This window comes from Sinorhizobium sp. (assembly GCF_059070375.1).
Window position 1 is genome coordinate 2448643 of record NZ_JCACWC010000003.1, and the last position, 13211, is coordinate 2461853.

Consider the following 13211-nt stretch of genomic DNA (forward strand, 5'->3'; position numbering starts at 1 on the left):
TCGCACTTGAAGGGAGAACAGACATGGACACCCAGCTCTTGATCGGATCGCGCTTCGAAGCCGGAACCGAGGCCGAGGAACACATTCTCAATCCGAGGACGGGCGCCGGGATCATCGACCTCGCCGAGGCCTCCCACGCGCAGATCGACGCCGCCGTCGACGCTGCCGAGCGCGCCTTCGTCGGCTGGTCGCAGACGACGCCGGCCGAACGCTCCAACGCCCTCTTGAAGGTCGCCGATGCTATCGAGAAAGACGCCGATGAATTCGCCGCGCTGGAGGCGCTGAACTGCGGCAAGCCGATCAATGCGGTGAAGAACGACGAGTTGCCCGCGATCATCGACTGCTGGCGCTTCTTCGCCGGCGCGGTGCGCAATCTGCATGCGCCGACGGCGGGCGAGTATCTGCCGGGCCATACGTCGATGATCCGCCGCGACCCGATCGGGGTCGTCGGCTCGATCGCGCCGTGGAACTATCCCCTGATGATGATGGCCTGGAAGCTGGCGCCGGCAATCGGCGGCGGCAACACCGTCGTCTTCAAGCCATCCGAGCAGACGCCGCTGACGGCGCTGAAGCTCGCGCGGCTCCTCGCCGACATTCTCCCCGAAGGCGTCGTCAACGTCATCACCGGCCGCGGCGAAACCGTCGGCAACGCGCTGATCAACCATCCGAAGGTCGGCATGGTATCGATCACCGGCGACATCGCCACCGGCAAGAAGGTGCTCGCGGCCGCCGCTAAGACGGTGAAGCGCACCCATCTCGAGCTCGGCGGCAAGGCGCCGGTCATCGTCTATGACGACGCCGACCTCGAGGCGGTGGTCAACGGAATCCGCACCTTCGGCTACTACAATGCCGGTCAGGACTGCACCGCCGCCTGCCGCATCTATGCCGAAGCCGGAATCTACGAGAAACTCGTCGCCGACCTCACATCGGCCGTCTCGACCATCCGCTACAATCTCGACGACGACACGGAAAACGAGATCGGTCCGCTGATCTCCAGGCGCCAGCGCGACCGCGTGGCAAGCTTCGTCGAGAGGGCCGCCGATCAGAAGCACATCGAGATCACCACCGGCGGCGGCACGGGCAGCGAGCAAGGCTTCTTCTTCCAACCGACGGTCGTCGCGGGCGCCACTCAGGAGGACGAGATCGTCCGCCGCGAAGTCTTCGGCCCGGTCGTCTCCGTCACGCGCTTCACCGGCAAGGACGATGCGGTGGCCTGGGCGAACGACAGCGATTATGGCCTCGCCTCCTCGGTCTGGACAAAGGACATCAGCAAGGCGATGCGAGCGGCATCCCGCCTGCAATATGGCTGCACCTGGATCAACACCCATTTCATGCTGACCAACGAAATGCCGCATGGCGGCATCAAGCAGTCGGGCTATGGCAAGGACATGTCGGTCTATGCGCTGGAGGACTACACCGCCGTCCGTCACATCATGATCAATCACGGCTGAATTTTCCGCGCCCCTCATCCGCCTGCCGGCGGCCTTCTGCCGCCGGTCCGGCGAGGCGGCCCGCGGCAGCCTCGCCCCGGTCCCTCGCCTCCTCGAGAGAGGTAAGAGCACTTCCAGGAAAAGGGTGTAACGGTTTTTCCGTCCGGAACTGCGTTGGATCAATCGGTTAGAGCATTCAATGTTTCCATGAAACGTTGAAATGCTCTGGGGGGCATGCCGCGTCGCACTCCACTTGCCCATCTAAACCCTCACGGGCCGGCTGCTCCCCTGCCCGCGCATTCGCCGATGTTGCACTTTTCACACACACTTCCGGAACATGACTGAAAAAGTCATGAAAAGAGCTTGCGCCCGCAACAATCATGAGTGAATAGCTCACCTTATAGAACATAACTTATATCTCTGTAAGGTTGCGTTGCATGCCCTCGAAATCCGCCTTCCTCCTGCCCCTCATTCGCGCTGCCCTCGCCGGAACGTCCGCCCTCGCCCTTGTCGCCACGGCCCAGGCGCAGCAAGCAGGGCAGGAAACCGCTTCCGGCGGCGATTCGACCGAGCTCGAAACGCTGGTGGTCAACGGCAGTGGCGGCGTGATCACGGCCGAAGGCTATGTCGGCATCAGCAGCGCCACGGGCGCCAAAGTCGACACGCCGTTCCTCGAGACTCCGCAATCGATTTCCACGGTGACCGAACAGCAATTGAAGGACCGCAACCCGCAGACGCTGCTGGAGACGCTCGCCTATACGCCGGGCACGCGCGTGGGCGCCTATGGTTTCGATCCTCGCTTCGACGCATTCTTCGTCCGCGGTTTCGACGTAACCTTTACCGGCATCTTCCGCGACAATCTCCGCCAGCCGGCGGCTGTCGACTCGGTCTTCAAGAACGAACCCTACGGGCTCGAAGGCGTTTCGATCCTGCGCGGACCGTCCTCGGCCCTCTACGGCGCAACGGGCGCCGGCGGTCTTTACAACCTCATCACCAAGCGGCCGACGGAAGATGCGCTGAGAGAGGTGCAGGTCCAATACGGCAGTCACGACCGCTATCAGGGCCAGTTCGACTTCTCGGGCCCGGTGAACGAGACCGACCCGGTCTATTATCGCCTGACCGGCCTGCTGCGCGATGCCGACACCGAGCAGGTCGGCCTTGCGGACGACCGCGCCTATATCGCACCGGCATTCACCTGGAAGCCGGACGAAGACACGAAGCTGACGGTTCTCGGCGAGTATTCGCGCACCAAGACCGGAGGCACCGCGACCTATTACAACGACCCGCTGACCGGCGAAGTGACCGACATATTTGCCGGCAACCCCGACTTCAACGATTCGATACAGAAGCAGGGACGCATCGGCTACGAATTCGAGCACCGGCTCAACGACACCTTCGTCTTCCGCCAGAATGCGCGTGTATCCACGCTGAACATCGACGCCGACTGGGACTTCGCCTACGCCCCGAACGCTGACGACCCGACTTTGCTCGACAGCGCCGCCGGCACCTATGACGAGCGGCTGACCGCCTTCGTCATCGACAACCAGCTCGAAGCCAAATTCGACACCGGCGCTCTGGAGCATACGCTGCTTGCGGGGATCGACTATACGAAACTGCGTTTCCGTGCGCTCGACGGACGCGGCGTGTCGCCGCCGCTCGATACCGACAATCCGACGCAGGGGCGTCCGGTCGACGCGATCGACTTCAACACGCGTACGGTCCAGGACCAGTGGCAGCTCGGCACATATCTGCAAGACCAGATCCGCTACGACGCCTGGACGTTGACGGTGGGCGGGCGCTACGACTGGGTATCGACCGATACGGACACCACCGACCTTGCCAGCGATTCGCTGACGTCGGTCTCGCAGAAGGACAAGGAGTTCTCCGGCCGCATAGGGCTCACCTACCAGACCGACTTCGGACTGGCGCCCTATATAAGCTACTCGACGGCCTTCACACCCAATGCCGGCACCAACCAGGAAACGCACCAGCCGTTCAAACCGACCGAGAGCGAACAACAGGAAGTCGGCGTCAAGTACCTCCTGCCGAACAGCAATACGCTGATCACCGCCGCTCTCTTCAACATCGATCAGAAGAATGGCCTTTATTTCGAGGCCGACGGCGTCACCAACATACAGGTCCAGCGCGGCAAACTGCGTTCGCGCGGTTTCGAAATCGAAGCGAACACCAGCCTTGACAACGGCCTTTCGCTTATCGCTTCTTACGCCTATACCGACGTCAAGATCATTCAGGGCCCCGAAGGCACGATCGGCAACTATGTATCTTCCGCACCACAGCATATGGCGTCGATCTGGGCCCATTATACATTGCCGGAAGATAGCCCGTTTTACGGGTTCAGCCTGGGTGGAGGCGCGCGTTTCGTGGGATCGAGTTACGGTAATGACGAAAACACCTTCAAGAATAGTTCGCGCGTTCTCTTCGATGCTTCTGTCGGCTACGACTTCGCAGCGATCGACCAGAAATATGACGGTCTGCATCTGCAGGTGAATGCCACCAATCTCTTCGACCGCCGCGAGGCCGTGTGCACTGCCGGCTACTGCCATCGCGATCAGGGCCGCATGGTCATCGGCTCGCTGCGTTACAACTGGTGAGCTCATGACAACAGCCGGGCATGGAAGCGTGGCGGTAATCGACGAGCCGAAAGGTCTGTCGGCGGCCTTTGCCGGCCCGCATGCCTGGTGCAACGAGAAAATGATGCTGTCGGCTAATCTTTCCGACGGCATTTCGCTCCCGGAATTTTTCGCTTCCGGCGCCTTCGACCGGACGCTCTCGCACTATGCCGAGGCCTCCGGCGGCACCGACCGCCGCGCCGTCGCCTCCATGTGGTCGCTCTATTATTTCTCGGCCCTGACCATCCCCTATGTCGTCGCCCGGGTGCTGGACCACCAGGCGCTGCCGGCGGATTTCGACCAAATGACGGTGGCGCTCTCGGACGACGGGCTGCCCCGCGCCTTCGGGGTCGCGACGGCAGGTCAGTGGCGCGACGATGACGGGCGTGACATCTTCGCCTTGATCGGCTCGCTCATGGACGAGCATCTTGCCAAGGTGGTCCCGCATCTCAAGGCAGCCGGCGGCATATCGCCGAGGCTCGCCTGGAACAATGCCGCCGTTTACATCGATTATGCGCTTCGAACCGCGGGGACCGACCCCATGAGCGACCAGGCCGATGCCATGGTCGGCTGCCGGCTGATGCCCAACGGCGCTCCCAATCCTTTCTTCGACTGTCTGCGTCAGGAGGAAGAGGACGGGACGCGCGTCTGTCGGCGCCGGATCTGCTGTCTGAGATATCTCCTCCCCGGCATTCCGAGCTGCGGCAGCCTCTGCGCCCTTCCAAGCCAAAGGAAACAATAGCTTGTCTCGTCCATACCCACGCCGCCGCCCCTTCCTTCAGGCCATTGCCCTCCTGTCGATCCTCTTCTTCCCGCTCGCGGCGCTGGCGCAGGCACAGTGGCCGATCACGGTCACGGACGCAGTCGGAAGACAGGTAACGATCCCCGCGCCCCCCAAGGCGGTGCTTCTCGGCAGCGGCTTCAATCTCGTCGCCCTCTCGCTCATCCATCCGGACCCGGTAAGTCTGCTCGCCGGCTGGTCCGGCGACATGAAAGGCGACAATCCGGAAATCTATGAGAGCTTCGTTCGCAAGTTTCCGAAGCTCGCAGACGTGCCGCTGATCGACGACGGCAGCGGACCCGGCCTTTCCTTCGAAACGATCCTGACGCTGAAGGCCGATCTTGCGGTTCTCGCCAATTGGCAGGCGGATACGGAAGCGGGACAGCGTGCGATGGAATACCTCGAGAGCACCGGCGTGCCCGTCATCGTCGTGGACTTCAACAACGAAGCACTCAAAAACACGCCTGCCAACATACGTCTCCTCGGCAGGGTCTTCGAGAGAGAAGAACAGGCGGAGGAGTTCGCCCGCTTCTATGAGGAACGTCTTGCCCGCATCCGCGACCGCGTCGCCAAGAGTTCCGAGCCCGGCCCTAAAGTCCTCATGGAAGCGTTTCCCGCGCCAGACCGTTGCTGCTGGGCCTACGGCGTCGGCGGATTGGGCGAATTCATCGCCGTCACCGGCAGCCGCAACATCGCCGAGGGCGCGCTGCCGCGCCCGGGCGGCATGATGAACGCGGAAGCCGTCATGGCCGAGAACCCGGACGTCTATATCGCCACCTCGTCGCCGGGCGGGAAATATAGCGGCTTTTCGATCGGGCCCGGCGTCAAGGCCGAAGAGGCGGAGCGGACCCTGGCGCAGGCCGTGGACAAGCCGGTGATGGAGAGCATCGCGGCCGCCCGCAACGGGCGTGTGCACGGCCTCTGGAATTTCTTCAACGCGGTTCCGCTGAACATCGTCGCAGCGGAAGCCTTTGCCTCCTGGCTTCGCCCCGACCTCTTCCCCGACGTCGATCCCGCGGCGACGCTTGCCGAAATCGACCGGCGCTTCGCCGCAGTTCCCTTCGAGGGCACCTACTGGATCAGTTTGAAGAAATGACCGCCGGCTGAACCTGCCCCGGATTGGCAGAAGGGTGTCGGCCGGGCGTACCCCAAAGATTGCCAGCGCCGCCTCGCCCTATATAAGGTTCTCGCAGGAGGAACTTCATGGCGTGGCTGATTGCGTTACCGTTGGGCTTGGCGATCGTGTATCTCGCGGCCCGTTACGGTCGCTTCCGCAGCTGGATCGAGCCGGTCCTGTCCATTGCGGTTGCGCTGGGGCTCAGCGTCGCATTTCTCGTCTGGCTGAACGAAGCTGCTCCGGACAAAGCCCCGGAGCCGGCCCCGAGCCGGCCCGCCGCCGGGCTGACCGTCGCCGACATCACCCTGCGGGACATGGCGTTCGAACCGAACGAAACCGAGCGCACCTTTCGGGTCCGTGGCACCGCAGCCAATGCGTCGGACGTCACGCTCGAATATTTTCGTCTCACGGTGACGCTCGAGGACTGCCCGCAGGACGCCTGCAAACGTATCGGCGAGGATACGGCTCTCATCCTGCTCCGGGTGCCGGGCGGCCAGAACCGCCCATTCGAGACGTTCCTGACCTTCCCCTACAGGCCGGATGAAGCGCCGACTGCGCCGAAATGGACCTATAGGGTAAGCGAGGTCAGAGGTGCCGGTCGACGCTGACGGCGAATCGACACGTCAACAAAAGATGCCGAACCGCTCCCGTATCGCCCGGTCGGTCTCCGCCGAGATCAGCGACGGGGCAGCGTCTGCCAGGATGCGGTTCTTCCTCTCGATGGCGCGGGCGACGAGATCCGGCCGGCCGATCTCGACCCATTCCTTCGGGCTCGTGCGGTCGGCGACGGCCGGATAGATATATTCCGTCTGCATCAGCCCGAGTGTCTGCGGATGGCCGAGATAGTGGCCGGGGCCGTCGAGGCAGACCGAACGCATGGTCTCGAGCGAAACCGAATCCTCCGTTACGTCGATGCCGCGGATGCAGCGCTGCACCTGGCCCAGCATGTCGTCTCCGAGCACCAGCGACTCCAGGCAGAAGCCGAGGAGCGATGCATGCATGCCGACCGCCTCGTAGACCATGTTGAGCCCCGAAAGCCCCGCCATCACGTTGGAGATCGCCTGTTCCCAGCCGGCCTGCATGTCGGGAAGCTTCGCATCCGCGATGCCGGCGGCGGCGCCGCCGGGCAGGCGATAAAACTGGTGCATCTGCGCGCAGCCTGCGGTCAGCAGAGCCTGTTCGCCGGAGCCGCCGGACATGGCGCCCGTCCTCAGATCGGACACGAACGGCCAGGTGCCGAAGACCGCCGGATGGCCGGGCGAAAGCGCATTGACGTAGACGACGCCGGCAAGGCACTCGGCAACCGCCTGCACGATGGCGGTCGCGAGCGGCGCCGGGGCAGTCGCCCCCGCCTGTCCCGCGGATAGCAGCAGGACGGGCATGCCGCCGCGGATGCACTTCTCCATGGTAATGCAGCTTTCCTCGGCGAACTTCATCGGCGGTACGACGAAGCAGTTCGAGTTCGAAACGAAGGGCCGCGCCCGCCACTTGTCCTCGCCGCCTGCGATCATGTGAATGAGGTCGAAGCAGCCCTCCACATGCGACGGATCGGAGAAGCTCGTGCCGACATGCTTCGTCGTTCCGGCGCAGCAGGCGTAGAGCGTGTTGATGTCCATCAGGAAATTGTCGGAAACGTCCCGGCAGACCATGGCTCGCTGGAAGAAATGGACATTGTCCAGGTGATGGACGAGCTGCGCCGCGTTCAGGAGATCCTTGGCGGTCGATTCGCGGTATTCGCGCTTCTCGACGTCGACCACGTGAACCGCCGCGCCCGCTGTACCGTAATAGACGCGCGTACCGCTGAGTTCGAGGTCCTGTTTCGGATCGCGCGCGTAAAGGGTGATGTCGCGCGCGGCGATGGCCAGCATGTCCTCGACCAGTGCACGCGGGAAGCGGAGTCGTCCATCCTCGCCGAGGATGGCCCCGGCGCCGGTCATGATCTCGACGCCGGATCGCGGCGCGTTGGCAAGGCCGATCTGTTCCAGCGCATCGAGCGCCGCCTCGTGAATCCGTCTGACGTTGGCCTCCGTCAGCGGCTTGTACTGTCCGCCGGAAAGGCCCGGACGAACGGGGCGGATGTTTTCGGCGAGCGGCGACGAACGAAGCGCAACGCGCGCCGCCCGTCCGCCGGACCGTCTCGAAGCCGCAACTGCGCATTCCTCAGCCATCATTCATCTCCCAATGGCGCTGTCGTCGTCTGTTCTTTGCCTATCTCCCTCGGTTTTCGCACCCGGGGGGTGGACTGCACGGCATCTCCCTTCTCCCCGTCAAAACGGGGAGAAGTGCCGGCAGGCGTATGGGGGCAGTCTTTTCAGGCCCGCACCCGCTCCGCCTTCGGGTCGTACATCGGCTTCAGCGAAGCCTCGGCCCTGACCCGCGTTCCGGCGATTTCGATCTCGTAAGCGGAAGCCAGCACATCGGCCTCGCTTTCACCCTGGCAGGCCACATAGCCGAGCCCGATCGCACCCCCGAGATGGTGGCCGTAATTGCCCGACGTGATCGTGCCGACGATCTCTCCGTCGCGCACGATCGCTTCGTTGTGGAAGAGCAACGGCTCCGGATCTGAAAGCCGGAACTGCACCAGCCGGCGCGAAAGACCCTCGTCGCGCTTGGCGAGCACCGCCTCGCGACCGATGAACTCGCCTTTTCCGGACTTCACCGCAAAGCCGAGCCCCGCTTCGAGCACATGATCCTCGTCGGTGATATCGTGGCCGAAATGCCGGAAGGCTTTCTCGATCCGGCAGCTATCGAGCGTATGAAGGCCACAGAGCTTCAGCCCGACATCGGCCCCCTCCAGTTCCAGTGTCTCGAACACATGCGCCGCCTGGTCGGTGGAGACGTAGAGCTCCCATCCGAGTTCGCCGACATAGGTGACGCGGTGGGCGCGGGCGACGCCCATCCCGATCTCTATCTCGCGGGCGGCGGCGAAGGGGTGCGCCTCGTTGGAAAAATCATTCGGGCTCAGCCTCTGCATGAGCTCGCGTGCCCTTGGCCCCATGACGCAGAGCACGCTTTCGGCAGCGGTGACGTCGGTGATCACCACGAACTCGTCGCGCACATGTTTTCGCAGCCAGGCAAGATCGCGCTGCAGCGTGGCCCCCGGCACGACGAGGAAGAAGGCGGTCTGCGAAAGCCGCGTGACGGTCAGGTCGCTTTCGATGCCGCCGCGGGCGTTCAGCATCTGGGTGTAGACGACACGGCCGGGCTCGACATTCATCTCGTTGGCGCAAAGCCGCTGCAGGAAGGCGAGCGCATCGCGGCCCTCGACGCGGATCTTGCCGAAGGAGGTCATGTCGAAAAGGCCGACCCCATTGCGGACGGCGAGATGCTCCTCCCGCTGGTTTTCGAACCAGTTCTGCCGTTTCCACGAATAGCGGTATTCGCGCTCCTGGCCGTCCCTTGCGAACCAGTTTGGCCGCTCCCATCCCGCCACTTCGCCGAAGACGGCACCGCGCGCCTTCAGATGTTCGTGGATGGGCGAGCGGCGAACGCCGCGGGCGGTCGCCATCTGGCGATAGGGGAAATGATCGGCGTAAAGCAGACCCAGCGTCTCGCTGACACGTTCCTTGAGGTAGGAACGGTTCTTCTGGAAGGGCTGCGCCCGGCGGATATCGACCTCCCAGAGATCGAAGGGCGGCTCGCCGTCGTTCATCCACTGCGCCAGCGCCATGCCGGCGCCTCCCGAGGAGACGATCCCGATCGAATTGTAACCGGCTGCCACCCAGTAGCCCTTGAGCTCCGGCGCCTCGCCGAGATAGTAGCGGTCGTCTGGCGTGAAGCTTTCCGGACCGTTGAAGAAGGTATGTATGCCCGCCGTTTCAAGCATCGGCATGCGGTTGACGGCCATTTCGAGGATCGGGGCGAAATGGTCGAAGTCCTCCGGCAGCTGGTCGAAACAGAAATCCTCGCGGATGCCTTCCATGCCCCAGGGCTTCGCCTTGAGCTCGAAGGCGCCGATCAGCATCTTGCCGGCATCTTCCTTGTAGTAGGTGCACTCGTCCGGCACGCGCAGCACCGGCAGACGGCTGAGGTCAGGTATCGCCTCGGTGACGATATAGAAGTGCTCGCAGGCGTGCAGCGGCACGGTGACGCCAGATTGCCGGGCAAGCTCCCTGCCCCACATGCCGGCGCAGTTGACGACATTCTCCGTCTCGATCGTGAAGCTCTCGCCGTTCTGCTCGCAGGTGACGCCGGTTATTCGGCCGTCCTTCTTCAGCACCGAGGTGACTTTCACGCCCTCGACGATTGTCGCACCGTTCTGCCGCGCACCCTTGGCAAGCGCCATGGCGATGTTGGCCGGATCACACTGGCCGTCGAGCGGCAGGTGGACCGCCGCCTTCACGTCGGCAACGTTGAGGTGGGGGTAAAGCTCATTGACCTCGTCGGGCGTGATCTCGCGTACGTCGACGTTGAAGGCGCGCGCCAGCGAGGCCTGCCGGTAGATCTCTTCCTTGCGCTCTTCCGTCAACGCCACGGTGATCGAGCCGTTCTGGCGCATGCCGGTAGCGATGCCGGTTTCCGCCTCGAGCTTCACGTAAAGATCGGCCGAGTATTTCGCGAGCCGTGTCATGTTCTGCGAAGCGCGCAGCTGGCCGATCAAACCGGCCGCATGCCAGGTCGTGCCACAGGTCAACTGCTTGCGCTCGAGCAGAACCACATCGGTCCAGCCGAGCTTCGCCAGATGATAGGCGACCGAGCAGCCGGAAACGCCACCGCCGATGATGACCACACGCGCTTTTGCGGGAATGGGCTTCGTCATGCCTTCAGTCTTTCATTCGAGGGATCCCAGAGCGGCTGGTCCGGCTGGACGACGGCCTTGAAGCGGTCGCCGAAAATCTCTACCTCGACCTCCTGGCCGGGAATGGCCAGATCGGCGCGCAGCATGCCGAGTGCGATCGACTTGCCGGTGCGGTAGCCCCAGTTTCCGGACGTGGTCTCGCCGACGACCTCGCCGCCCGACCAAAGCGTCGACATATAGGGCGCGTCGCAATCGCCGGGCTCTACCGTCAGCGTCACGAAGCGCTTCGTGACGCCCTGCTGCTTCTCACGCTCCAGGGCGGCCTTGCCCCTGAAATCCGGCTTCGACCAGTCGACGAAGCGTTCGAGCCCGCCCTGCAAAACCGTGTAATCGGTGGAGAGATCGCCCTTCCAGGCGCGGTAACCCTTCTCGATGCGCAGACTGTCGAGCGCTTCCATTCCGAAGGGCTTGAGGCCGTGCTTCTGCCCGGCTTCCCAAACGGCATCGAAGACCGGGGCGGTATCCTCCACTTTCGTGTGGATCTCCCAGCCGAGTTCGCCGGCGAAGGAGACCCGCACGAGCTGGCAATAGCGGCCGGCGATCTGCGCCGTTTGATGCGTCAGCCACCCCTTCGCAAGGTCAGCGTCCGAGACCTCGGCCAGGATCGCGCGCGATTTCGGCCCCGTCAGGATCTGGCAGGCGAATTTCACCGTCACGTCATCCAGCGTGAAGGCGGCGTCCGCCGGGCGATGCTTCTGCAGCCACTCGAAATCATGCCACTGCGCCGTCGCCGCGGTGATCAGGAAGAAGAAATCCTCCTCGATCGCCATGACGGACATTTCGGTGAGGATGCGGCCCTTGTCGTCGGCGAAATAGGCCAGCCCGATGCGGCCGGGCTTCGGTACGCGGCCGGTGATGAGGCCGGAGAGCCAGTCGCGCGCGCCCTCCCCCTTCAGCCGGAAGCGCGAAAAGCCCGGCAGGTCGAGAATGCCGGCGGCATCGCGCACGGCCAGGCACTCCTCCTCGATCCGCTTCGCCCAGGGGCCTTCCCTTCCCCAGGTCTGCGTCGAAGCCTCTGACGTGTCGTCGCTGGGTTTCGCGTACCACATGGCGCGTTCCCAGCCGTTATAGGGCTTGAACTGCGCGCCAAGCGCCGCAACGCGATCATGGATCGGCGAGAGCTTCCTGCCGCGCCCGGCCGGCCAGTAGTGTTTCGGGAAATGCATCGCATATTCGTGGCCGTAGATCTCCATCCCCTTGGCGATGCAATAGTCCTGGTCGGTATAGTCCGTGTAACGGCGCGGGTCGCAGGACCACATGTCCCATTCGGTCCGGCCTTCGGTCACCCATTCGGCGAGCACCTTGCCGGCCCCGCCCGCCTGGCAGATGCCGAAGGTGAAGACGCAGGCCTCGAAGGCGTTCGGCACGCCGGGCATCGGCCCGATCAGCGGATTGCCGTCCGGCGCATAGGGAATAGGTCCGTTGATGACGCGCGAAAGACCTGCCGTCCCCAGGATCGGCACGCGCTCGACCGCATCGTTCAGATACCATTCCAGTCTTTCGAGGTCGTCCGGGAAGAGCTGGAAGGAAAAATCCTCCGGCATCGGGTCATCGGGCCTCACCCAGTGAGCGCGGCAGTTCTTCTCGTATGGCCCGAGATTCATGCCATATTTCTCCTGGCGGAGATAGTAGGAGGAGTCGACGTCGCGAAGGAGCGGCAGCTTGTGCCCGGCTTCCTTCGACCAGGCGGCAAGTTCCGGGATCTCGTCGAAAAGAACGTATTGATGGCTCATCACCATCATCGGCACGTCGCGGCCGAACATCTTCCCGACCTCGCGGGCATAATATCCGGCGGCGTTGACGACGTATTCGCAGCGGATTTCGCCCTGCGCCGTCTCGACCACCCATTCATCCCTTTCGCGCCGGGCACCGGTCACGGGACAGAAGCGGATGATCTTCGCGCCCATGTCGCGCGCGCCCTTGGCGAGCGCCTGGGTCAGCTGCGCCGGATCGATGTCGCCGTCATAGGGATCGTAAAGCGCGCCGGTCAGGTCATGCGTTTCGAGGAAGGGATAGCGGCTGCGCATTTCCTCGGGCGTCAATATATCGAGGTCCATGCCCTGGTAGCGGCCCATGCCGACGACGCGCTTGAACTCCTGCAGCCGCTCCTTCGAATGGCCGAGGCGGATGGATCCCGTCACATGATAATTCATCGGGTAATCGACGAGCGCTCCCAGGTCGCGATAGAGCGAAGCCGAATAGCGCTGCATGTTCATGATCGACCAGGATGAGGAGAAGGTCGGCACGTTGCCGGCCGCATGCCAGGTGGAGCCGGCCGTGAGCTCGTTCTTTTCAACAAGCACGCAGTCGGTCCAGCCGGCCTTGGCAAGATGGTAGAGCGAGGAGGCGCCGACGGCTCCCCCACCAATGATCACGACACGTGCGTGAGACGGCAAATTCGACATGCTGGCTCCCTCTGTTACGGCGATCTTTGACGGGGAAGCCTGATGCCATC

The 13211-nt window shown here is 63.5% G+C and carries 8 protein-coding genes; 5 read left to right on the top strand and 3 right to left on the bottom strand.

Features of this window, described 5'->3' with window-relative positions; genetic code table 11:
* Positions 1-23 precede the first annotated feature (23 nt).
* The 5 genes from AC5J09_RS23865 (at position 24) to AC5J09_RS23885 (ending at position 6566) form a co-directional block, all read left to right on the top strand.
* A complete protein-coding gene (locus AC5J09_RS23865) occupies positions 24-1451 on the top strand; it encodes a gamma-aminobutyraldehyde dehydrogenase (RefSeq protein WP_494298647.1) in 1428 nt (475 codons plus the stop codon).
* A gap of 416 nt (positions 1452-1867) precedes the next feature.
* Complete coding sequence (locus AC5J09_RS23870) at positions 1868-4042, top strand: TonB-dependent siderophore receptor (protein WP_494298648.1); 2175 nt, start codon at positions 1868-1870, stop codon at positions 4040-4042.
* 28 nt (positions 4043-4070) lie between these two features.
* Positions 4071-4802, top strand: a complete 732-nt coding sequence (gene fhuF, locus AC5J09_RS23875) for a siderophore-iron reductase FhuF (RefSeq protein WP_494298936.1) — start codon at positions 4071-4073, stop codon at positions 4800-4802.
* Between the two features lies 1 nt (position 4803).
* A complete protein-coding gene (locus AC5J09_RS23880; RefSeq protein WP_494298649.1) occupies positions 4804-5937 on the top strand; it encodes an ABC transporter substrate-binding protein in 1134 nt (377 codons plus the stop codon).
* 107 nt (positions 5938-6044) lie between these two features.
* Complete coding sequence (locus tag AC5J09_RS23885) at positions 6045-6566, top strand: hypothetical protein (protein ID WP_275597601.1); 522 nt, start codon at positions 6045-6047, stop codon at positions 6564-6566.
* A gap of 15 nt (positions 6567-6581) precedes the next feature.
* On the opposite strand, the gene AC5J09_RS23890 is transcribed toward AC5J09_RS23885, so the two are convergent.
* From AC5J09_RS23890 to AC5J09_RS23900, 3 genes are all read right to left on the bottom strand, one after another.
* Positions 6582-8126, bottom strand: a complete 1545-nt coding sequence (locus AC5J09_RS23890; protein ID WP_494298650.1) for a trimethylamine methyltransferase family protein — start codon at positions 8124-8126, stop codon at positions 6582-6584.
* Between the two features lie 143 nt (positions 8127-8269).
* Positions 8270-10717 carry a GcvT family protein gene (locus tag AC5J09_RS23895; protein ID WP_494298651.1) on the bottom strand — a complete coding sequence of 816 codons (2448 nt, stop codon included), beginning with the start codon at positions 10715-10717 and terminating at the stop codon, positions 8270-8272.
* Positions 10714-13161: a GcvT family protein gene (locus AC5J09_RS23900; protein ID WP_494298652.1), complete on the bottom strand. Its 2448-nt coding sequence runs from the start codon at positions 13159-13161 to the stop codon at positions 10714-10716. The genes AC5J09_RS23895 and AC5J09_RS23900 overlap by 4 nt, the downstream gene beginning before the upstream one ends.
* Positions 13162-13211 lie beyond the last annotated feature (50 nt).

Bases quoted from the DNA above. Each gene is read 5' to 3' on its own strand.
- AC5J09_RS23865 (WP_494298647.1), top strand. From the start codon at position 24: ATGGACACCCAGCTCTTGATCGGATCGCGCTTCGAAGCCGGAACCGAG.
- AC5J09_RS23870 (WP_494298648.1), top strand. From the start codon at position 1,868: ATGCCCTCGAAATCCGCCTTCCTCCTGCCCCTCATTCGCGCTGCCCTC.
- AC5J09_RS23885 (WP_275597601.1), top strand. From the start codon at position 6,045: ATGGCGTGGCTGATTGCGTTACCGTTGGGCTTGGCGATCGTGTATCTC.
- AC5J09_RS23890 (WP_494298650.1), bottom strand. From the start codon at position 8,126: ATGGCTGAGGAATGCGCAGTTGCGGCTTCGAGACGGTCCGGCGGACGG.
- AC5J09_RS23895 (WP_494298651.1), bottom strand. From the start codon at position 10,717: ATGACGAAGCCCATTCCCGCAAAAGCGCGTGTGGTCATCATCGGCGGT.
- AC5J09_RS23900 (WP_494298652.1), bottom strand. From the start codon at position 13,161: ATGTCGAATTTGCCGTCTCACGCACGTGTCGTGATCATTGGTGGGGGA.